The organism is Halomonas sp. BC04 (assembly GCF_000568385.1).
Window position 1 is genome coordinate 1 of record NZ_AZQX01000225.1, and the last position, 21,114, is coordinate 21,114.

General features: G+C 64.2%; 18 protein-coding genes and 4 pseudogenes. 11 read left to right on the forward strand and 11 right to left on the reverse strand.

Annotation, left to right across the window (positions count from 1 at the left end; genetic code table 11):
- Positions 1-453, reverse strand: a 453-nt coding sequence (locus Q427_RS15655) for an IclR family transcriptional regulator (protein ID WP_043515629.1), incomplete at its 3' end; no start/stop codon positions are given.
- A gap of 236 nt (positions 454-689) precedes the next feature.
- On the opposite strand from Q427_RS15655, the gene Q427_RS15660 reads away from it, so the two are divergent.
- The 3 genes from Q427_RS15660 to Q427_RS15670 all read left to right on the forward strand — a co-directional run bounded on the left by Q427_RS15660 (position 690) and on the right by Q427_RS15670 (position 4,777).
- Complete coding sequence (locus tag Q427_RS15660) at positions 690-3,038, forward strand: cytochrome P450/oxidoreductase (protein WP_043515594.1); 2,349 nt, start codon at positions 690-692, stop codon at positions 3,036-3,038.
- Positions 3,039-3,119: 81 nt separating this feature from the next.
- The gene (locus Q427_RS15665; protein WP_043515596.1) at positions 3,120-4,175 is read left to right on the forward strand and encodes a TRAP transporter substrate-binding protein; all 1,056 of its coding nucleotides are present in this window, start codon (positions 3,120-3,122) and stop codon (positions 4,173-4,175) included.
- Positions 4,176-4,342: 167 nt separating this feature from the next.
- The gene (locus tag Q427_RS15670; protein ID WP_043515599.1) at positions 4,343-4,777 is read left to right on the forward strand and encodes a hypothetical protein; all 435 of its coding nucleotides are present in this window, start codon (positions 4,343-4,345) and stop codon (positions 4,775-4,777) included.
- Between the two features lie 159 nt (positions 4,778-4,936).
- Here Q427_RS15670 and Q427_RS15675 read toward each other — a convergent pair.
- A pseudogene (locus tag Q427_RS15675) lies at positions 4,937-5,838 on the reverse strand (LysR family transcriptional regulator).
- 119 nt (positions 5,839-5,957) lie between these two features.
- Between Q427_RS15675 and amaB the strand changes: the two are divergent.
- The 3 genes and pseudogenes from amaB (at position 5,958) to Q427_RS34205 (ending at position 8,798) form a co-directional block, all read left to right on the forward strand.
- Complete coding sequence (gene amaB, locus Q427_RS15680; protein WP_043515601.1) at positions 5,958-7,451, forward strand: L-piperidine-6-carboxylate dehydrogenase; 1,494 nt, start codon at positions 5,958-5,960, stop codon at positions 7,449-7,451.
- Between the two features lie 68 nt (positions 7,452-7,519).
- Positions 7,520-8,370: pseudogene (locus Q427_RS36340) on the forward strand (NAD(P)/FAD-dependent oxidoreductase).
- Positions 8,361-8,798: an FAD-dependent oxidoreductase gene (locus Q427_RS34205; RefSeq protein WP_231613725.1), complete on the forward strand. Its 438-nt coding sequence runs from the start codon at positions 8,361-8,363 to the stop codon at positions 8,796-8,798. Before Q427_RS36340 ends, Q427_RS34205 begins: the two are co-directional and overlap by 10 nt.
- Positions 8,799-8,921: 123 nt before the next feature.
- Here the strand turns inward: Q427_RS34205 and Q427_RS30295 are convergent.
- A pseudogene (locus tag Q427_RS30295) lies at positions 8,922-9,293 on the reverse strand (Lrp/AsnC family transcriptional regulator); the annotation flags it as partial.
- A 140-nt stretch (positions 9,294-9,433) separates the two neighbouring features.
- Between Q427_RS30295 and nhaC the strand changes: the two are divergent.
- Positions 9,434-10,963 carry a Na+/H+ antiporter NhaC gene (gene nhaC, locus Q427_RS15695; protein WP_043515607.1) on the forward strand — a complete coding sequence of 510 codons (1,530 nt, stop codon included), beginning with the start codon at positions 9,434-9,436 and terminating at the stop codon, positions 10,961-10,963.
- 61 nt (positions 10,964-11,024) lie between these two features.
- Here the strand turns inward: nhaC and Q427_RS15700 are convergent, their stop codons facing one another.
- Positions 11,025-11,807: a helix-turn-helix transcriptional regulator gene (locus tag Q427_RS15700; RefSeq protein WP_043515610.1), complete on the reverse strand. Its 783-nt coding sequence runs from the start codon at positions 11,805-11,807 to the stop codon at positions 11,025-11,027.
- A 115-nt stretch (positions 11,808-11,922) separates the two neighbouring features.
- On the opposite strand from Q427_RS15700, the gene Q427_RS15705 reads away from it, so the two are divergent.
- The 3 genes from Q427_RS15705 (at position 11,923) to Q427_RS15715 (ending at position 14,397) form a co-directional block, all read left to right on the forward strand.
- Positions 11,923-13,608, forward strand: coding sequence for an FAD-dependent monooxygenase (locus Q427_RS15705; RefSeq protein ID WP_043515612.1), 1,686 nt, complete (start codon positions 11,923-11,925; stop codon positions 13,606-13,608).
- Position 13,609: 1 nt separating this feature from the next.
- Positions 13,610-13,816 carry a DUF2783 domain-containing protein gene (locus tag Q427_RS15710; protein WP_043515614.1) on the forward strand — a complete coding sequence of 69 codons (207 nt, stop codon included), beginning with the start codon at positions 13,610-13,612 and terminating at the stop codon, positions 13,814-13,816.
- Between the two features lie 119 nt (positions 13,817-13,935).
- Positions 13,936-14,397 carry a hypothetical protein gene (locus Q427_RS15715; protein WP_043515617.1) on the forward strand — a complete coding sequence of 154 codons (462 nt, stop codon included), beginning with the start codon at positions 13,936-13,938 and terminating at the stop codon, positions 14,395-14,397.
- Between the two features lie 125 nt (positions 14,398-14,522).
- On the opposite strand, the gene Q427_RS15720 is transcribed toward Q427_RS15715, so the two are convergent.
- The 5 genes from Q427_RS15720 to Q427_RS15735 are packed head-to-tail and all read right to left on the reverse strand — an operon-like array spanning position 14,523 to position 20,050.
- On the reverse strand, positions 14,523-14,825 hold the full coding sequence (locus tag Q427_RS15720; protein ID WP_043515619.1) for a circadian clock KaiB family protein: 303 nt from the start codon (positions 14,823-14,825) through the stop codon (positions 14,523-14,525).
- A complete protein-coding gene (locus Q427_RS32405) occupies positions 14,822-15,247 on the reverse strand; it encodes a hypothetical protein (protein ID WP_197030675.1) in 426 nt (141 codons plus the stop codon). The genes Q427_RS15720 and Q427_RS32405 overlap by 4 nt, the downstream gene beginning before the upstream one ends.
- A gap of 32 nt (positions 15,248-15,279) precedes the next feature.
- Complete coding sequence (locus tag Q427_RS15725; protein WP_197030676.1) at positions 15,280-16,539, reverse strand: ATPase domain-containing protein; 1,260 nt, start codon at positions 16,537-16,539, stop codon at positions 15,280-15,282.
- Positions 16,540-16,568: 29 nt separating this feature from the next.
- On the reverse strand, positions 16,569-19,061 hold the full coding sequence (locus Q427_RS15730; protein ID WP_051496436.1) for a GGDEF domain-containing protein: 2,493 nt from the start codon (positions 19,059-19,061) through the stop codon (positions 16,569-16,571).
- Positions 19,058-20,050: an ABC transporter substrate-binding protein gene (locus Q427_RS15735; protein WP_043515622.1), complete on the reverse strand. Its 993-nt coding sequence runs from the start codon at positions 20,048-20,050 to the stop codon at positions 19,058-19,060. Before Q427_RS15735 ends, Q427_RS15730 begins: the two co-directional genes overlap by 4 nt.
- 339 nt (positions 20,051-20,389) lie before the next feature.
- On the opposite strand from Q427_RS15735, the gene Q427_RS15740 reads away from it, so the two are divergent.
- On the forward strand, positions 20,390-20,785 hold the full coding sequence (locus tag Q427_RS15740) for an STAS/SEC14 domain-containing protein (protein ID WP_043515625.1): 396 nt from the start codon (positions 20,390-20,392) through the stop codon (positions 20,783-20,785).
- On the opposite strand, the gene Q427_RS34210 is transcribed toward Q427_RS15740, so the two are convergent.
- Together Q427_RS34210 and Q427_RS34215 are read right to left on the reverse strand one after the other, a co-directional pair.
- Positions 20,780-20,974, reverse strand: coding sequence for a hypothetical protein (locus Q427_RS34210; RefSeq protein ID WP_043515627.1), 195 nt, complete (start codon positions 20,972-20,974; stop codon positions 20,780-20,782). The genes Q427_RS15740 and Q427_RS34210 overlap by 6 nt on opposite strands.
- Positions 20,926-21,114, reverse strand: a pseudogene (locus tag Q427_RS34215) (hypothetical protein); the annotation flags it as partial. The gene Q427_RS34210 and the pseudogene Q427_RS34215, both read right to left, overlap by 49 nt.

Sequence of the window (21,114 nt, forward strand, 5' to 3'; positions counted from 1 at the left end):
CGTCCTCCCCGGGCGGCGCCCGGCCAGGATGGCGATCCCCGCCGCACCCTGGCTCAGGGGATGACGGCTGCCCACCCGGTAGCCGACCCGCAGCAGTCCCTCGTCGGGCTCGGCCACCATGAGCACCACGCACTCTTCCCCCTGGGCGACCGAGATGAACGCCGTGGCCCGCGTTGCCTTGGCTAGTGCCTGCAGCAGCGGCTGGGCCACCGCGCGCAGCTGTGGCTCGAAGCGTGAAGCGAGCAGGGCGATGCCCGCCCCCAGCCGTATCGGCCCCTCGGCGGTTCGCGTGATCAGGGAGTGGCTCTCCAGGGTGGCGACGAGGCGATAGGCGATGGCGCGATGCACATCCAGCTGCCTGGCGAGCTCGGCGATCGTGATGCCCTCGCTGTGCTCGGCGATCAGCTCAAGGGCGCTCAGGCCGCGATCCAGGGTTTGCAGGGTAGTGGACATCGGTGGCGGTACCTCGGGTAGCGGTGGGTGAGCATGGCACTGCCATGGTAGCGCAGCCAGGTCGACGTTTGACGTCGCCGGCGAAAGGGCCTATTTTCTCAACTGCGTTCGTTAAACGAAACTAAGTGTGCGATAAAAGTTAAGGCATGGAAAGGTCATCGCCGGAACGCCAACGGCAGTTGCAGTAATGCCATGCACGCACAGTCGAGATGCCAGACCGTTCACGTGGAGTCACCATGACGTCAGTTTCCCAACGGGCCAGTGCTGAAGCGGGCGGATGCCCCTTCCATCAGGCCAGCCATCAAGAGGCCGTATCGCCCACTGGCTGCCCCGTTTCTGCTGCCGCTGCCGGTTTCGATCCCTTCGAGGCGTCCTATCAACTGGATCCCGCCGAAGCGCTGCGCTGGTCCCGCGACCAGGAGCCGGTGTTCTACAGCCCCAGGCTGGGCTACTGGGTAGTGAGCCGCTACGAGGACATCAAGGCGATCTTCCGCGACAACATCACATTCTCCCCGTCGATCGCCCTGGAGAAGATCACCCCGCCCAGTGACGAAGCCCTGGCGGTACTCGAGCGCTACGACTACGGCATGAATCGCACCCTGGTGAACGAGGACGAGCCGGCACACATGGCCCGGCGCCGCGAGCTGCTCGAGGCCTTCTCCCCCGAGGCGCTGGAGGCCCATGCGCCGATGGTGAGGCGCCTGGTGCGCGAGAAGCTCGATGCGATCATCGACCGTGGTCGGGCCGACCTGGTCGCCGAGATGTTCTGGGAAGTGCCGCTCACGGTGGCACTGCACTTCCTGGGCGTGCCCGAGGAGGACATGGACCAACTGCGCCGCTTCTCGGTGGCGCACACCCTCAACACCTGGGGGCGCCCCTCGCCCGACCAGCAGCTCGAAGTGGCAGAAAGTGTCGGCAAGTTCTGGCAGTACTCCGGCGAGGTGCTGGAGAAGATGCAGCGCCAGCCGCACGGCCACGGCTGGATGTACGACATGATCGAGAAGAACCGGCAGAAGCCGGATGTCGTCACCGACAACTACCTGCACTCGATGATGATGGCGATCATCGTGGCTGCCCACGAGACCACGGCCCTGGCCACCGCCAACGCCTTCCGCCAGCTGCTTTCGCGCCCCCCGGTGTGGGCCGAATTGTGCGACAACCCCGAGCTGATCCCCGCGGCGGCCGAGGAGTGCCTGCGCCACTCCGGCTCGGTGGTGGCCTGGCGGCGTCGCGCTACGCGCGAYGTCGAGGTGGGGGGCGTCACCATCCCCGCGGAGGGCAAGATCCTGATGGTCACGGCGTCGGCCAACCACGACCCGCGCCACTTCGAGAATCCCGACGAGCTCGACATCTACCGCGACAATGCCGTCGATCACCTCACCTTCGGCTACGGCAGTCACCAGTGCATGGGCAAGAACCTGGGACGCATGGAGATGCGCATCTTCCTCGAGGAGTTCACCCGGCGCCTGCCGCATCTCGAGCTGGAGGAGCAGACGTTCACCTTCCTGCCCAATACGTCGTTCCGCGGCCCCGAAGCGGTCTGGGTGCACTGGGACCCGTCGCAGAATCCGGAGCGCCGAGACCCGGCCCTGCGAACCGCCCAGCGGGACTTTCCCGTGGGCGCCCCCGAGGCCCGCGCCATCGTGCGCCGCGTCACGGTCACCCGGGCCGAGCCCGAGGCCGATGGCGTGCTCGGCGTGACCCTTTCCGACCCCGTGGGGGGAGAGCTGCCTGCCTGGACGGCGGGCTCGCACCTGGACGTGGTGATGCCCGACGGCGAGGCCCGCAAGTATTCGCTGTGTGGCCCGGCAGGGGCCGGCGACTGGCGCATCGCCGTGCTGCGTGAAGAAGCCGGGCGCGGCGGGTCGCGCTGGATGCATGAGTCGGTTCGTGAGGGGATCGAGCTGCGTGTTCGTGGGCCCAAGAACCACTTTCGCCTGGACGAATCGGCCCAGCATTACGTATTGATCGCCGGCGGCATCGGCATCACGCCGATCGTGGCCATGGCCGATCGTCTCAAAGGCCTGGGCAAGTCCTACGAGCTGCACTATGCCGGGCGCGCGCGCGCCAGCATGGCCTTCATCGAGCGGCTCGAGCGCGATCATGGGAAGGCCCTGCACCTCTACCCGAAAGACGAGGGACGGCGGCTCGCCCTGTCCTCGCTGCTGGCCGAGCCCCGCGAGGATACGCTGCTCTATGGCTGCGGTCCCGAGCGGCTCCTCGAGGCGCTTGAGATCGGCGCCGAACACTGGCCGGACGGCAGCCTGCACGTGGAGCATTTCACCTCGGCGGGTACGCTGCTGGACCCGGTCAAGGAGCATGCTTTCAGGGTCGAGCTCACCGACTCCGAGCTGACCCTGGAAGTCCCGCCGGACCGGACACTGCTTCAGGTCCTGCGGACCGCCGGTGTCGATGTGCCCAGCGACTGCGAGGAGGGCCTGTGCGGGACCTGCCAGGTCGATGTGGTCGAAGGCGAGGTCGACCATCGCGACAAGGTGCTCACCCCGGCTGAGCGCGACAGCCAGGACCGGCTGATGAGCTGCTGTTCCAGGGCCAGGGGCAAGCGCCTGGTGCTGGCGCTCTGACCGGACGACACGTAAACACCATCAACAACAACGCAATCCACGTACGCCACCCCTGACAACCGGGACTCACGAGGAACGACAATGAAGAAACTGGCGACACTGACGACACTCACCGCTCTCTCCCTCGGCGCCTTCCAGGGCGCCGCCGCCACCGAGCTGCAGGTCAGCACCTGGGCCGGGCCCAACCATGGTGTCAACACCATCGTCTGGCCGACCTGGGCGAGCTGGGTCGAGGAGGCTACCGAAGGCCGCGTCACCGTCAACGTGGTGCATGACCTGGGCCCCCCGGGTGCACAGATGGAGTTGATCGCCGATGGCGTGGCCGACGTCACCTGGCTGTTCCACGGCCTGATGCCGGGACGCTTCGAACTGACCAAGCTGCCCGAGCTGCCCACCTTTGAGGACTTCCCCTCGGAAGATGCCTCGGTTGCCTACTGGCGCACCCACAATGAGTATTTCATCGAGGCAGGCGAGCATCGCGGCGTCGAACTGCTGGGCGTGGGCGTCCATGGCCCGGGTGCGCTGTTCCTCGACCGGTCGATCGCAAGCCTGGACGACCTCGATGGCAAGCGGGTGCGTATCGGCGGCGGGGTGATGGCGGATATCTCCAACGCCCTGGACCTCACCGGCGTCGCGCTGCCGCCGGCCGGCACCTACGAGGCCGCCACCCAGGGCGTCATCGATGGCGCCATGCTGACGCTGGAGGGCCTCAAGAGCTTCCGCCTGGCCGAGGTGCTGCCCAATACGGTGCAGATGCCCGGCGGCTTCTATCGTGGGAGCTTCTCGCTGGTGATGAATCCCGATACCTGGGCCTCGCTCTCCGAGGAGGACCGTGAGGCGATCGAAAGCGTCTCCGGCGAGCGCCTTTCACGGTTGTTCGGTTACATGATGGACGTGGTCGACGTGCGCGGCATCGAGTTCGCCGAAGAGCAGGGCAACAGCTTCATCGAGTTGCCGGCCGAGGAGGTGGAGCGCTTCAAGCAGATGGCGGCCGAACTGCCGGGCAAGTGGAAGGCGGAAGCGGAACGCAAGGGCGTCGACGGCGGGGCCGCCCGGGCCTACTTCCTCGAGCAGCTCACAGCCGCCGGTGAGGAAGCGGGGCTTTCGGCCGATGAGGTGATCGATCCCGAGGCCTGATTTCGGTTGGCAAAGGGAGACCTGCGAGCACGGCCATGGCCGTGCTCGCTGCCGTTCAGGCCAATGGTAGTCATTTTGTTTCAATTGAAACTATTTTGACCCGTGTCAATGTGGGAAAGAGGCCAGGGGACGATACTGTCGAAAACGTACCTGACGGGAGAGTCCTCATGAACCACACACCGAAGTCTTCGCGGAACTCATGGTGGGATCGTATCTGTGAGCGCACCTATCGTGCTACCACCCCCCGGCTGGTGCGCGAGATGGAGCAGGAGGCGCCGCGGGACTACAGCGAGCTGCTCAAGGACCTCAAGGCGCCGCTGGAGCCCGCCTTCGAGCGCGAGGTGGCACGGCATCTCGACCGGGGTGGCTATCGTGCCTTCGTGCCGGCCGATACCCTGATGCCGGCCATGCTGCAGCGTTTCGGCCTGGATGAGTCGAGCGTCGCCGGGCACAGCAGCTATCCCAGCCTGCGTGGCAACTGCAACGCCTGCCCGGTGGCCGGCTACTGCTGGCATGCCATGCGTCGTGACGCCGATGCCGATGAGTGCCGTGCCTTCTGCCCCAACGCCGCAGCCTTCGACCGCCAGGCCGCGAAGATCTGACGGCGGCCCGTTGCTGTCGCAAAAGGGCGCCTTGAGCAGGCGCCCGGCAGCTCAGGCGTTCCTGACCAGCTATTCCAAACCAGCCCTTCCAAGCCAGCCATTCCAAAAATTCCTGCCAGGTAGCCGTTGGCGTTAGGCGTCGGCAGGCCGCCTGTCGCCTCAACCCTTGGCCGGTGCCTCGAGGTGCTCGAGGATCCATTCGATGAAGCCCTTGACCTTGCCCACCTCGCCCTTGTGTTCGGGATAGGCCAGGTAGTAGGCATCACGACTGGCCAGGGAAAAGGTCCAGGGAACGATCAACTGGCCCGCCTCGAGTTCCTCTTCGGCCAGAAAGCGCGGTACCAATGCCACGCCACAGCCCGCCCGGGCTGCTCGTAGCGACATGGAAAAGGTATCGAATCGCGGGCCGTGGTAACTGTGTGCGGTAAAGACCCCCTGGGCGGCAAACCAGTCGTGCCAGGCCTCCGGACGGGTCGCGCTCTGCAGCAGCACCAGCTCGGTCAGCGCCAGCGGGTCCTCGATGCCGCCCTCCGGCACCACGGTCGGTGCACAGACCGGCACCACTTCCTCATCGAGCAGCTTGATGCACTCGGCCTTCGGCCAGGCACCATGCCGAAGAAGAAAGCCACATCGACACGCGCCTCTTCCAGGTCGAACGGTTCCACCCGGTTGCTGATGTTCAGGTAGACGTTGGGATGGCGAAAGCGAAAGCCATTGAGTCGGGGAATCAACCAGCGGGCGCCGAAGGTCGGCAGTGTGGTGATGTTGAGTACCTCGCTCTGCCCCCCATAGGACTGCATATAGCGCGTCGACATCTCGACCTGGGCGAGTACCTTGCGCACCTCGGTCAGGTAGAGCGACCCCTCGGGGGTGACCTGCAGTCGCTTGCGGACGCGGCGGAAGAGCGGGTGCTCCAGGATCGACTCGAGCTGGGCAACCTGCTTGCTGACGGCGCTCTGCGTCAGGCTCAGCTCAGCGGCAGCGCGGGTGAAGCTGAGGTGGCGGGCCGAAGCCTCGAAGCACTGCATGGCGGTCAGGGTTGGCAGGTGGCGTCGGCTCATCGTGGTACCCCATCGGAAAAAATGGAATGACCTCCGTAAAAAACGTCGTTTGAGGCAGGCCACCCGTTGCTTCAATACTGCTTGGGTATTCCATGAAGACACAAGTCGCAGGGGGAAGCATGATCGATACCGTGATGCAGCGCCTTGGCGTGAGCCAGGACAAGTACCGCCAGGGGGATCACGTCGTGACTTCGCCCACTGACGGCGCCGAGATCGGCCGCATCGCGCTCGAGGGAGCGGGTGCGGTCGAGTCGCGTATCGCACGCGCCCGGCAGGCCTTCGAGCAGTGGAGCCGGGTACCGGCGCCCCGTCGCGGCGAGCTGGTTCGCCTGTTCGGCGAGCAGCTGCGTCGCCACAAGGAGGACCTCGGTACCCTGGTGACTCTGGAGTGCGGCAAGATCCTCCAGGAAGGCCTCGGTGAGGTGCAGGAGATGATCGATATCTGCGACCTGGCGGTCGGCCAGTCGCGTCAGCTATACGGCTTGACCATCGCCTCCGAGCGCCCGGGGCATCACATGCGCGAGAGCTGGCATCCGCTGGGGCCGGTCGGCCTGATCACAGCCTTCAATTTCCCGGTGGCTCCCTGGGCCTGGAATGCCGCCCTGGCGCTGGTATGCGGCAACAGTCTGCTGTGGAAGCCTTCGGAAAAGACCCCACTCAGTGCCCTGGCCTGCCAGGCGCTGCTGGAGCGCGCCATGGCCGAGTTCGGCGACGACGCCCCGGCGGACCTCAGCCAGGTCATTCTCGGCGACCGCGAGGCCGGCGAGCGCTTGGCCGACGACCCTCGCGTACCGCTGATCAGCGCCACCGGCAGCACCCGCATGGGCCGCGAGGTCGCGCCGCGTGTCGCCGCCCGCTTCGGTCGCAGCATCCTGGAGCTCGGCGGCAACAACGCCATGATCCTGGCACCCAGCGCCGACCTGGACATGGCGGTGCGTGCGATCCTTTTCTCGGCGGTGGGCACCGCCGGCCAGCGTTGTACCACCCTGCGTCGCCTGATCGTCCATGAGTCCATTCGTGACGAGGTGCTCGAGCGGGTGAAAACGGCCTACACGGGTATCAGTATCGGCGACCCCATGGCGGGGAATCTCGTCGGTCCGCTGATCGACGCCCAGGCCCATGACCAGATGCAGTCCGCCCTGGATCGGGCCCGTCAGCAGGGCGCACGGGTGTTCGGCGGCGAACGCCGGCTGGCCGAGACCTATCCCGACGGCTACTACGTGGCCCCGGCCATTGTCGAGGTCGAAGGCCAGGACGAGCTGGTCAAGCACGAGACCTTCGCCCCGATTCTCTATGTCATGAGCTATCGCGACCTGGACGAGGCGCTGGCGCTGAACAACGACGTGCCCCAGGGCCTGTCGTCGTGCATCTTCACCACCGACGTGCGCGAGGCCGAGACCTTCGTCTCCGACCAGGGCAGCGACTGCGGGATCGCCAACGTCAACATCGGGCCGAGCGGCGCCGAGATCGGCGGCGCTTTCGGCGGCGAGAAGGAGACCGGCGGCGGCCGCGAGTCCGGCTCGGACGTCTGGAAGAGCTACATGCGCCGCCAGACCAACACCGTCAACTACTCCCGTGAACTGCCCCTGGCGCAGGGAATCCGCTTCGATTGAGCGTGGCCGGGCTCCGGCGTCATGGTCAGCCGCAGCCCTCGATAACCGGTTCAAGCACGGGAGGCACCATGGAAGAGCGCTGTCTATGGCAGTCCACCTCTCAGGAGCCGCCCTTGAAATGGGAGGCACTGCAGGGCGATCACGCGGCCGATGTGGTGGTGATCGGTGGCGGCATCACCGGACTGAGTACCGCCCTGCACCTTGCCGAAGCCGGCATCGACGTGACCCTGCTCGAGTCGGGGGATATCCCCAGTGGCGGCTCGGGGCGCAGCGTCGGCCTGGTCAATGCGGGACTGTGGATTCCACCGGATGATATTCGCACCGTGCTGGGTGAGGCGCTCGGCGAGCGTGCCAACGCCATTCTGGGCGGTGCTCCGGCGGAAGTCTTTTCGCTGATCGAACGGCACGGCATCGACTGTCAGGCGACCCGCACGGGCAGCCTGCACCTGGCTCACAATGGCGGGGGCGAGCAGGAGCTGGCGCGTCGAGCGGAACAGTTTCAGCGACGCGGTGCGCCGGTGGAACTCCTCGAGGCGGACGCCTGCCGGGAAAGGTGGGTACCCGGCGCATCCGCCGGGCGCTTCTCGATCGCCGAGCCGGCACCCTCAACCCCACCGCCTACACACGGGGCCTGGCCAGGGCCGCCAAGGCGGCCGGGGCACGCCTGTACACCCGGAGTGCTGCCACCGGCGTTGCCAAAGCGGGGGATGACTGGCGGGTGACCACCGAGCTTGGCAGCGTCTCGGCGCCGCGGCTGGTGCTCGCCACCAACGCCTACACCGAGGATCACTGGAACGAGGTTCGCCATCACTTCTTTCCCGGCTACTTCTTTCAGGTCGCCTCCCGGCCCCTGGCCGAAGAAATCGCCGGCGACATCCTGCCCGAGCGCCAAGCGCCTGGGATACCCGCATGGTGCTGAGCAGCATGCGCCGCGACGCCGAGGGCCGGCTGATCCTCGGCAGCCTGGGCAAGGGGGAGGGGAGGCCCTCTATGTACCTGCGCTGCTGGGCCAACCGCATACAGCGCCACTACTTTCCTCAATTGGGAAACGTCGAGTGGGAGTGCACCTGGACGGGGCGCATTGCCTTCACGCCCGACCATACGCTGCGCCTTTTCGAACTCGCTCCCGGCGTGCTGGGGGTGTCGGGCTACAACGGCCGCGGTATCACTACCGGCACCGTGGTGGGCAAGGGCTTTGCCCGGTACCTGGTCTCCGGTGATGACGCCCTGTTGCCCCTGCCGATTCGCTCCCCGCAGCCGATACGCGCCAGGGCGCTTCGAAGTGCAGGCTATGAGGGGGGCTTCACGCTCTACCACACGGGGCAATGCCTGCGGGTACTGAGCTGAGACTGGCGTTGGCTTAGGGAGAGGGTCGATGGGCACCGGTACTGTCACTTCGTCTTTTACCAGCTCCATCACGACGAAGGAGTGTGTCTGGTGAACGTTCGGCAGTCGTCCAATCTGCTGCACCAGCACGGCACGGTAATGCGAAATATCGTGGGTTCTCACCTTGAGCATGTAATCGAAGTTGCCCGCCACCATGTAGCAGCCCTGCACTTCGGGAATAAGGCGCACCGCCTGGTTGAACCGGTCCAGGGCGTCCTCGCTGGTCTTTTCCATCGTTACCAGCACTACCAGGACATGACCCGCACCGAGTTGCTCCGGGTCCAGGTCGGCGCGGTAGCCGCGAATGATACCGGCCTGCTCGAGTCGGCGCACTCGCTGGGCGCAGGGCGTCTTGGTGAGGTTCACCCGGCTCGCCAACTCCACGATGGGGAGGCGTCCATGCTCCTGTAGCTGATTCAGGATACGGCGATCTATGCGATCCAGTTTAATAGCCATATTGCCTACTATTTATTGTTATCGAGGACAAAGGTAAATCAATTTAGCGTTATTTGGAGCCAATTCCTAGCCAATATGACAAACAATGAGTCTTGTGGGTAAGTGGCAGTAAAACACACATCAAACCCAAGGTGTTTCACATGACAACTCCAATAAAACCTGTTGAACTTCAACGACCAAGCCTGAAACTCGCGCTCACTCCCGTCGTGCTGACGTTGCTGATTCTGGGGGTGCAGCTGTTCTATTTCGGCGATTTCACGCCCCATATTCCCTTGGCCATGGGGCTGGCCATCACGGCGCTGGTGGGGGTCAAGCTGGGCTTCAAGTGGAAGCAGATCGAAGAGGGCGTCTTCCACGTCATCCACGTCTCCCTGCCCTCCGTTTCGGTGCTGATCTGCGTCGGCATGATCATCGGCGTATGGATCGCCAGCGGTACCGTGCCGACCCTGATCTACTATGGCCTGACGCTGCTCTCGCCGGCTATCTTCCTCGGGGCGGCCATGTTGCTCTGCTCGATCGTCTCCCTGGCGCTGGGCACCTCCTGGGGTACGGTCGGCACGGTGGGCCTCGCCCTGATGGGCATCGGCGCGGGTTTCGATATACCGATGTACTGGACCGCCGGTGCGGTGGTGTCGGGCGCCTTCTTCGGCGACAAGGTCTCGCCGCTCTCGGACACCACGAACCTCGCTCCCGCGGTGACCGGCACGGACGTCTTCTCGCATATCAAGAACATGATGCCGACGACGGTTCCGGCCATGCTGATCGCCTTTGTCATCTATCTGGTGGCGGGCTTCACCATGATCGACGACGCGACCGCGTCCTTCGAAAGGATCGACGCCATTACCTCGGCCCTGCAGGCCAATTTCACCATCTCTGCCTGGCTCCTGTTGCCGGCTGTGCTGGTGATCGTGCTCGCGGTCAAGCGCATGCCGCCGATCCCGTCGCTGTTCGCCGGGGTCCTGGCCGGTGCGGTGACCGCCATGATCGTTCAAGGCGTCGGCGTGCATGACGTGCTCACCTATGCCAATAGCGGCTACGCGATAGAGACCGGTGTCGCTGCCATCGACAGCCTGCTCAACCGTGGTGGTATCCAGTCGATGATGTGGACCATCTCGCTGGTGCTGATCGCCCTGGGCTTCGGTGGTGCGCTGGAGAAGACCGGCTGTCTGCAGACCATCATCAGCGCGATCATGACCAAGGTGAGCAGCTTCAAGGGCCTGCAGACCTCGGCGGTGCTGACTTCCGTCTCCACCAACCTGGTCGCCGGCGACCCCTACCTCTCCATCGCCCTGCCCGGCCGCATGTATGCGCCCACCTACCGCGGCATGGGGTATTCGACCCTGAACCTGTCCCGTGCCATCGAGGAAGGCGGGACGCTCATCTCGCCGCTGATACCCTGGAACGCCGGCGGTGCCTTCGTGATCAGCGCCCTGGCGCTGGGTATCGCCGACGGCAACGTGGAAAACCTGCTCTACATCCCGCTGGCCTTTGCCTGCTGGCTCTCTCCGGTGATCGGCCTGATCTACGCCCAGACCGGCCTGTTCTCACCACGTGCCACCGAAGAGGAACGGCGCTTGTGGGCGGAGCAGGGCGAAGCCATTGCCACCGACCTTGGAGCCGCCGGCCAGGCCGGTGACGTCACCACTGCCACGCCTCAGCCCTCACGTTGACTGGCCATCCACCTTTGCGGATAGGCCACCCCCGGCTCTCGTGCCGGGGGTGGCCTTTTGGTCAACTCTGCCGACACAGTGCCACCAGCCTAGCTTTCGAGGGCACGCCGAGCTTGGCGTAGGCGCGCTTGCGGTAGGTCTCGGCGGTGGAGGGGGCGATGTCGAGTTCGGCGGCGGCGGTCTTGAGGGTGTGGCCGCGCAGCAGATAGAGGCAGAGCTGGCGTTCACGATCAGATAATGGGGTAAGCACGGCGGTTTCCTCAGCGCTGGGCCGCTGGGAGAGAGAGCGAGTGCTGCCATAGTGTCGCCGGATCAGGCTGGACAGCAGTGGCGCCAGGCTATCCAGGCAGGCCAGGTCATCCTCGGTGAAGGGGCCCGCGGTCACGCCGCAGTAGAGGTTGAGATAATAGATGCTGTCCTGGCCTGGTATGGTCAACGAGACCTTGTCGACCAGGTCGGGAAAGGCGAAGAGATGGCTCTGGTAGCCTGGCGGCATGGCCTCTGCCTGCATCGTCGTCAGTTCGGCGGGGCGCTCGCCCTTGGCATCGACCAGCTGTCTCAGGCGCTGGTAGTTGGGGTCCTGGCGGAACAGACCGCCGGCATAGAGCTGGGCCAGGCGACCGGCGACCCGGGGCTGACGTTCGTTGGCGGCCAGAAGGCAGTTGATCTCGTCGCTGCTGTCGTAGGCGAAGATCATGCACTGCTCGATGCGAACCGCCCGGCGCAGCAGCTCGAGCAAGGCGTCATCGAAGCCTTCGTTGCCCATGGCATCGACGCAGGCGGCCATCGCCGGAACCAGCGACGGCCAGCTGAGTACAAACGTATCTTCATGCCGTTCTGTCATGCCGGATTCACTACCTCAATCATCGAGGCTGTCCCCTCTTTCCCGGGACAGTGCTCCTGTCTACTTCAGGATAGGCTTTGGTCAGCGCCACGATAGCCCTGACAGGAGAGTGACCATGCGCCCCGCCGGAAGAGACGAGCACGATTCACTGTACTTCGATTATCCCCATTTCCCCTTCGTGCGTCCTGCCGAACTGGATGGCCGGTCGGTTCGCCACCGAGTGGCCATCGTCGGTGCCGGCCCGGTGGGGGTGACCGCCGCCCTGGAGCTGGCCCGCCACGGTATCGCCTCGGTGGTGCTGGACGACAAGGACACCGTCAATGATGGCTCGCGGGCCATCTGCCTGTCCCGTCACAGCCTGGAGATCCTCCAGCAGTTGGGCGTTCATGAGCGCTTCACCCGCAAGGCGCTGGGTTGGACACGGGGGCGCACCTACTTTCGCGACCGTGAGATCTACCGCTTCGAGATGCCCCACTCCGAGCAGGAGCGTTTCCTGCCCATGGTCAACCTGCAGCAGCAGTACATCGAGCAGTTTTTGATCGACAAGGCCATGGACTCACCGCTGATCGAGCTGCGCTGGAAGCAGGCGGCCACCGGGGTGAGCCAGGATGGCAGGGGTGTGACTCTCGACGTGACCACCCCCGAGGGCGACTATCGCCTTCAGGCCGACTACCTGCTGGCCGCAGACGGCGCCCGCAGCGTGGTGTGCAAGGCCTTCGGCCTGGCCCTGCATGGCGAAGCCTACGAGGGCCGCTACGTGATCGCCGACGTGCGGCTGAGATCCGATTTCCCCACCGAGCGGCGCGCCTTCTTCAGCCCCTCGGTGATGCCCGAGTCCACCCTGCTGGTGCACAAGCAGCCCGACGATATCTGGCGGATCGACTATCAGTTGCTGCCGGATGAAGACCCCGACAAGGCGGTGGAGGAGGCCAGCATCCGTGAGCGGGTCGGCACCATCATCGAAATGCTGGGCGAAGGCGACGACTGGGAGCTGGAGTGGTGGAGCCTCTACAAGGCCTACACTCTGGCGCTGGACGACTATCGTCATGGCCGGTTGCTGTTCATTGGCGACAGCGCTCACCTGGTGCCGATCTTCGGCGTCCGTGGGCTCAACAATGGTATCGCCGATGCCGCGAACGCCGCCTGGAAGCTGGCCTGGGTGTTGAACGGCAGGGCGCCGGATCGGCTGCTCGACAGCTACAGCCCGGAGCGGCGGGGTGCCACCCTGGACGTATTCGCCAACGCCGGCAAGAGCACCCGCTTCATGACCCCGCCAAGCCGTGGCTACCGGCTGATGCGCGATGCCGCCCTCTCCCTGGCGGTGAACAACGACTATGCCAGCGGCTTCGCCGACCCCCGCCAGGTCACCCCCTACACCTATGCCGAGAGCCCGCTGACTCTGGCCGATGGCGATGACTTCGCCGCCGGCCCGGTGCCCGGGGCGCCGTTGATCAATCGCCGCCTGGGGGAGGAGGACTACCTGCTCGATCACCTGGGTAGGGGCTTCAGCCTGCTGCTGTTCAGCGACGATGGCACGATCACGCCGTCACTGCGGGATGGCCTGGCCAGCCTGCAAGCCCGGGAACCGGACCTCGAGGTGCTGGTCATCGGCCGCAAGGCATCGCCGCGGGCGTTCGGCAGCCAGTTGGTGGATGCGCACGGAAGTGTCTTCGACGTCTATGGCGCCGGCGATGGCACGGCCTACCTGGTACGCCCCGACCGCCATGTGGGGGTGCGCTGGAAGCACTTCGACCCTGCCCTTCTCGATGCCGCAATCGCCACCGCTCTGGGAGGAGAATGAGATGACCGATACCACACTGCCTTTTGCCGACCTGGAGCAGGTCTACGAGACGCTGGCCATCACGCTGGATGAACTGCCCGAAGCGAAGGAGCGGCTCTTCCTGGCCCAGCTGGCGCTGGCGCTGGCCCATCGGATTCCCGATGTGGCCTTGGTGAGAGAGGCGATCGAGGAGGCCTGGCGGGGCGTGGAGGATGCCACTCCCGAATAATGGATACGGCCGGCTTGGGGTAAGCAAGGGCTTACTCCATTGACCATATATTGAGCGGGATCAAGGCGAGATGCGGCGGACGAACTACGGTTAAGGATTGGCTGTCGAGGAATGCCTTGATGAATAAACAGGGATACTACAACAAGCCTCGTTCGCCTCCGAGTGACGAGAAACAGCTGGCCGATTATCTGGAAGGCGAGCGGACCCTGCTCGAGCTCAGGTTCTGTGAGCCAAAGGCCCTGAGTCTGCTCATTCATGACCTGGCCTACCCCATGAGCCCATCGCTGGAGCAGGCGATCGCACGCTGTCTGGCTGCCCGGGAGCTGACGGATTTTTCTCCCGTCGAGACGCTGCTGCCCGAGATGATGCGACGCTTCGGCCTCGATCCGGTCACCTGCAGCCGGGATCCGTCCATCCACGCCCTGCGTACCGTCTGCAGCGCATGCCCCAAGGTTGCCACATGTTGGCTGGCGCTACGCCAGGACGCCCAGCGGGAAGAGTGTCGAGCGTTCTGCCCCAATGCCGAGGCTTTTGAGAGGCGGGCGCCAGGCACCACCGCCGCGAGCGACGAGTCCGGGTAGGTCCGTGCATGTATGGACGCTAATGCACGATGATTGGGTAAGCTCACTCCAACAAAGACTCGCTGAGAGGCGTGATGCGCAGCAGAGTTGGTTGAGCATGCTTGTCGCTATCATCGCCATGACTATCAGAGTGCCGAGAGGAAGTCTCTCAGGCTGTGTTCATCGGAGAGGTCTCCGTAGAGCACTCTGCGGGTTCCCGACGCATCGATGTGCATCAGGGCGGGTGTGGCGAAGATGCCAAAGTCGATGGCTTCCTGCGGCTCAACCAGCAAATCGATCTCGCGGGGCTGGACATCACCGATACCGCTAGCCTCGAGGGCGGCCGTCAGGTTGAGGTGGGCCCGGCGGGACCGGGGTGCCTCACCGGTCACGAACAGGATGAGAGCGGGGTCATGCGGGTGCGTGTCGTCTGCGAGAGCGCTGTTCACTGGTCCTGTCCTCCTTGGCCGGGATCCCGGCGTCGAAGGATGCTGTCCTGATGACGTTCCGCCCCACGATCGGTTTGCGTCTGGTCGTGATGCTCGTTCATGAGTGCTTCCTGCAGGCGCACAAGCTCGGACTGGCCCTGCTGGATGAGGCCACGAGTCTTTTCGATCTCCAGCTCCAGCCGTTGTTGCTCGTGAAGGCGCTCCTTGACCAGGCGTTGACGCAGGGCGGCTTCTTCGCTCTCCTTCTGCGCACGCGCCGTGCCCATCAAGACCTCACTGCCGAAAGGGTAGACATCGGCAAGATCGACGCCCTCAGGTGAGAGAGTCATCTCACGGACCTGGTTGGAGTGGGCGGTCCCCCTCGACTTGACTACCGACAGTGAGCGATTACGCTCACCACCGTTGATCTGATAGCGCAGCACGATCCAGGTATCCGCGAGGGTCGAGGCATGACTCAGGAGGATTCGCCGAAGGGGTCGTCAGCCTCGGACAGAGAGGTGAGCATGGTGGTGATGCCCCGGGTGCGTGTCTCGGCGAGGAGGCGCTCCAGGGCGAGGAAGGCGTTTTCGGCACCGGACGACTTGAGCAGAGCCGAGGCCGGGTCGATGACCAGGCAGTCCGGCTGGAAATCGTCGAGCAGTGCCAGCACGGCCATGTAATGTTCTTCTACCAGGCTATCCCAGCTTGCTCGAGCGACGACTTTGAGGTGGCCGCTGTCGATGGGTGTCTGCAGGTCGATGTCCAGGGTAGCGACATTGCGCACTATCTGGCGGGCGAATTCGTCGAAGCTGAGCAGCAGCGCACGCTCGCCTCGCTGGGCGGCGGCCGCGACGAAGGCCGCCCCCAGTGTCGTCTTGGACGTCCCGGGCTGGCCCGAGATCAATGTGATCGAGCCACGATAGACGCCGCCTTCGAGGATCCTGTCGAGGCGCTCGATCCCGGTACTGATGCGCTCGCCGGCGGCCGGGACCGACTCGGCGACGAAGGGAACGGCATAGGGGAGCTGGATGCCGGTATCGTCGATCAACATGGCAAGCTCATTGGGGTTGTGGCGAGTGCCCCGATACTTGGCGATACGGAAGCGTCGGTTGAGGCGCTTGTCCACCAGAACGCTCGACAGCACCAGGATCGTATTCAGCATGAACTCGATGCCGGTGAGATGATCCGGCTGCAAACTGTCATTGCCCGTATGCTTGCCGGTCAGCACCAGGGAGTACCCCTGCTCGATGCTCCAGTCATTGAGCTGGACGATCTGATCGATGGCGCTCTGGCTGTCGGGTTGGCGACGGAGCAATTGGTCGATCCCGTCAAGAATGATCCAGCTGCCTTCCGCGCGCCTGGCGCAGTGATCCAGCACGGCGAGCAGCCCCTCGATATCGAAGGCCCCGGAGAATTCGGCCCCCCTCATCGACTGGCCGTCGATGATCTCGCAGCGCGACGACTCGCGCAGTCGCGGCCCCCAGCGGAAGGCATCGGCGTTGCGGAGGATCTGCTCGCGGGACTCCTCGAAGCTCATAAAGAGACCGCCCTCCCCCCGTGCCAGTGCACTGGCGAGAATCTGCAGGCCGAGAATCGTCTTGCCGCATCCCGGCTGGCCGATCACCAGGGTCGCGCCACCGGCCGGTAGCCCCCCGTGGGTGGCCGTATCCAGGTGATGAATGCCGGTGGCGCGCTTGACGACGCCGTGATCCGCTGTCGTATCGGTGTTGTTCATCCTATCTCCTGGCTGGGATCTGCTTCGCATCATGACCCCCCCGGGGAGGGAAGTGGCGTCAGGGGTAGACGGGAATGTTTCTCGAGCAACCAGCGGAAGTCCTCCACTTCCAGGGGCATGCTGTAATAGTAGCCCTGGCCGATCCGGCATCCCAGCTCGAGCAGGACATCGCGAACGGCGGTATTCTCCACACCTTCCGCCACGGTGTCGGCCCCCAGAACCTGGCTGATGCCCAGGATCATGGACACGATATTGCGGTTGAGGGGCTCATCGAGGATTCGCCGCACGAACCCCATGTCGATCTTGATCTCGTCGAAGGGGTATTGCTGCAGATAGAGCAGTGACGAATAGCCGGTACCGAAGTCATCCAGGGAGAGCCTTACCCCCAGCGCATGCAAGTCATTGATCTGTCGCCGCAGAGCCTCGGACTCCTCGCTGAAGACGCTCTCGGTGATCTCGAGGGTCAGCGCCGAGGGGACGATGGCATGGATTTCGAGGGCCTCCTGTACCTTGCGGGTGAAGTCACCCAGGCGGAACTGCTCCACCGAGACGTTCACCGACACCCGGACCAGATCGAGACCTGCATCCTGCCACTCGCGGAGATGACGACAGGCTTGGAAGAGCACCCAGTTGCCGATCGGGCCGATCAGCTGGCTCTGCTCGGCGACCGGTATGAACTGGCCGGGCATCTGCATGCCGCGCTCCGGGTGGATCCAGCGGATCAGCGCCTCGCAGCCGACCACCTGGCCGGTGGTCAGATCCACCTTGGGCTGGTAGTGCAGCTCGAACTGGTCATCCTCCAGGGCCCGGCGAAGGTCACGGGTCATGTCGATGCGGTGTTGGGCAAGCCGGTCCATTTCCCGGTTGTAGCGATAGAATTCATGTCTGTCGTGCAGGCGGGTCTCGTGCAGGGCGATCTCCACTTCGTGCAGCAGGGTCTCGGCGCTGCGTTCGTCCTCGCCAAGCAGGGTATAGCCGCCGCGTGCTCCGATCTCGATGATGATGTCCCCGATTCGGACCGGCCGATGGAAGATCTCGGCCAGTGCATCGAGACGCTCGCGGGGTCCCATAGCTTGGTCATCGGGCAGGAAGAGAATGAATTGATCACCGCTGATGCGCCCGATCAGGGTGTGGTCGCAGAGATGCTTTTCAAGGCGTCGCGCCATCTTGATCAGCATGCGGTCGCCGATGTCATAGCCATGGGCATCATTGACGTTGCGCATTTCCCTGATATCCAGCAGGACGATGATGTCCTGCGGGTTCCAGCCGTGCTGGTCGACGTGACGCGAGAAGGCCTCGATGAAGCCCAGTCGGTTGACGAGGCCCGTCAGTGGATCCTGGTAGGCCTGCCGCTGGAGTTCCTGTTCAGCCAGTTTACGTTCGGTGATATCCACGTGCATCACCACGGCTCCCAGGAAGCCTGCGGACTCCTGGCCAGGTGCCAGCCGGCTGGCCATCATCCGGAACCAGCGTTGCTGATTCGGGGAGTGACAGGGATATTCGAGGGTGAAGGAATCCCGGTTGCCATTCAACACGTCCTGCAATCCATTGCCCGCATCGAGTGCTTCGTCGGCGCAGGCGCCGACGGCGGCACGACACACGCTGAGGTAGTTACTGCCGACGCCGAAGGTGGAATCCAGGAAATCATTGGCGGTGGCGAAGTGTCGCCACTGGTCGTTGACGTCGAGGATCTTGCCGGCGCCATCCAGTAGAGCAATATGGGCCGGGAGGGAGTCGATCAGCGCCCGGCGGGTGGCCAGGGCGCCGGAGAGTGTCTCGACCATGGTGTCCTGCTGGTCGAGCATTTGGTTGAAGGTGCGCGAGAGGTCGGCGAATTCATCCGAACCCACTATCGGAACACGTACGTCGTGCTCACCGGCTTCCGCCCGCCTGGCGGCGTGGGAAAGGGCCCGCAGAGGACCATTGATTCGCTTGAAGATCAGGCCGAAGGAGACGACGCAGAGGGCTCCGAAGAGACCGGCGGCGGCGGCAAAACCGATGGCGAGCCACTGGGTCGCTGTGGCGATCCTCTCCTGACGCTGACGAACGACTTCCTGCAGGGCAGTATCCATGGCGACGCCATAGCCTGCGACCTGGCTCATGATGATCTGGCTGCGCAGGGGAAGCGCCAAGGGGCCACTGCTCAAGCGGTCATCACGGGTGACGCTTGAGCGGTCATCCTGTCGTGCATAGAAACGTGAAAGCTCCTCGACGATATAGCCGATATGGCGAATGGCCCGCTGGGCACCGGGATGCTCCTCGGCCAAGGGGGTCAAGCCGGCCTGGATGGCAGCGGCTTCGTCTCGATAGGCCGCCCAGAGTGCGGGGTCGGCGCTTTGCAAAAGCAGGTTATCACTCGCCACGGAGAAGTTGTCGATGCGGCTCTGGAGCGCCGTCAATGAAGCCAGCTCATCATGCCTGTCCTGCATCTTTGACAGACTGTAGACGCCCATCAACACCAGGATCGCCAGGCCCAGCAGGCAGCCTACGATGCTGATGAGAGAGAGACGTAGCAGCTTCATGGTGAGGGTGCCTCGGGGGGCGTGTCACGGATGGGGATGCTGGCGGCACCCGGCAGGAGCTGCTGCAAGGGGCCGGCATCGATCCAGGACAGGATACTGGGGCCCGGATCTGCTATCGGTTTATCGGTATCTCGGGCCCATTGCACCAGTTGTTGCAGGGATGCCAGCAATGTCCAGTCCAGACTCAACCCGAAGAGAGGCAGGTAGGGATCATGCAGGGCATGGAGGGTATCCAGCCCGACGGCCTCGGTGTACATCGTCAGGGCCCCCTTCGGGTCGGTATCGATGATGCGAATGGCCTCCTGATAGGCGGATAGCAGTCGGTGCGCCGTGTCGGGCCGTTGCTGCAGCACTCCACGAGTGGTGACCAGGATCCAGTTCTCGGTGTAGATGTCGCTGCCTGGCAGAAAGGTCAAGTCGTCATGGGAAAGACGACTCTCCAGTCGCGAGGTCCAGGGCTCCCAAAGGATAGCCGCGTCGATATCTCCTTCGACAAGCGCCCCTGGCAGGGTCGAAACGGGCAGGTCGATGACCCTGACTTCGTCGGGATCGATGCCATGGAGGGCGGTAAAGAGCCACCAGAGAAATTCGGCATTGGTGCCGGCCATCAGGCCGATACGCCGACCGGCTAGGTCTTCGGGTACCAGGATGCCGGAATTGCGGGGTGTCACCACATGGTTGAGGCGGCTGGAATACACGAGACTGGCCAGGATCAGCAGGTCATTGTCGGCTCCGGTATTGGGGCTTGCCAGCAGTTCGAGTACCAGGGGGGCCGGCGCCATGAGGGCAATATCGGTCTCTTGGGTGCGCAAGGCCTGGATGTTCTGCCTGCCCGAGGCGCGGCGGTCGACCTCGATGGCCAGGCCATGGCGTTGGAAGATGCCTTCCTCGACGGCGACTAGAGTCGGCAGGTCGCCAAGGTAGTCGACACCGGAAAGGCGCACAGGGTCATGGGTGCTGGCAATGGCGGTCGGGGAGGAGACGGCCAAGGGGATACATAGCATCACCGAGGTGAGCGGTTTTCGTGCCCAGTACCATGCTGGACGGCATGATTGGCGAATCCGCATTTGCAGTCGTATCCACGTCGAGGGGCGTCAGTTGTTATTTTTCCTCAGTATGTGCCCCAGCCGACGAGGTTATCAATCAGTGTTTCCCTGGGTGCCTGCCGCAGGTGGCGAGATGCACTGCCATAAACTGGTCGCCGTCGAGAGAGGTTCGCAAACCATGCTGGCTGCGGCTCACCGACATGGCACCGGGGAACCGGCACAGGTACCAGTTGCCATATTGAGGAAAAGCAGAGGGCGTTGTGTTCAGCCAAGGAGGAAACCATGATCGAGATTCTTCCCGCCCCCGAATACGTGGCAGCGTTTCGTATCTCGGGCACGCTGCGTGGCGAGGACTACGATGAGATGATTCCCGCCATCGAGGCGAAGCTCGAGCACAACGAGCAGATTGGCGTGCTGGCTGATATGACGAATTTCGACCACATGACGGCCAAGGCCCTGCAGCGTGACCTGGCCTATGCGGTTAGCAAGCTGGGTGAGTACAGCCGCTTCAGGCGTGCGGCGGTGATCTCCGACAAGCGCTGGATCGAGACCACCACCAAGCTTGCCGACAGGCTGTTTCCCCAGATCGAGATGCGGGTCTTCCACAATGGTGAGCTGGAAGACGCCATGCGCTGGGTCGCCGGCTTCCGGGACGATCTGATCAACGGCGGTTTATGACAGCGCGGTAGGCGCCGTGAGTTCGCTGCGCCACTGCCTCAGCAGCCAGGCGAAGGCGAGGCCGAGCAGCAGCAGCCATACGCCGGCAGTGGCCAGCAGCCAGAGGCTGTCGGCCAGGCGCAGCACGATACCCCCCAGGCTCACCCCCACCGACTGGCCGAGAAAGAGGCAGCCGGCGAACACCGCCATGGCGGTGCCGCGGCAGCGGGCGCCATCTGGGTGGCATTGATCTGCAGGGTGCTATGCATCATGTAGAAACCCAGGCCAGCAGCGAAGGCCGCTGCAGCGGCCGGTATCGGCTGCGGTGCCAGGGCCAGGCCGATGAAGCC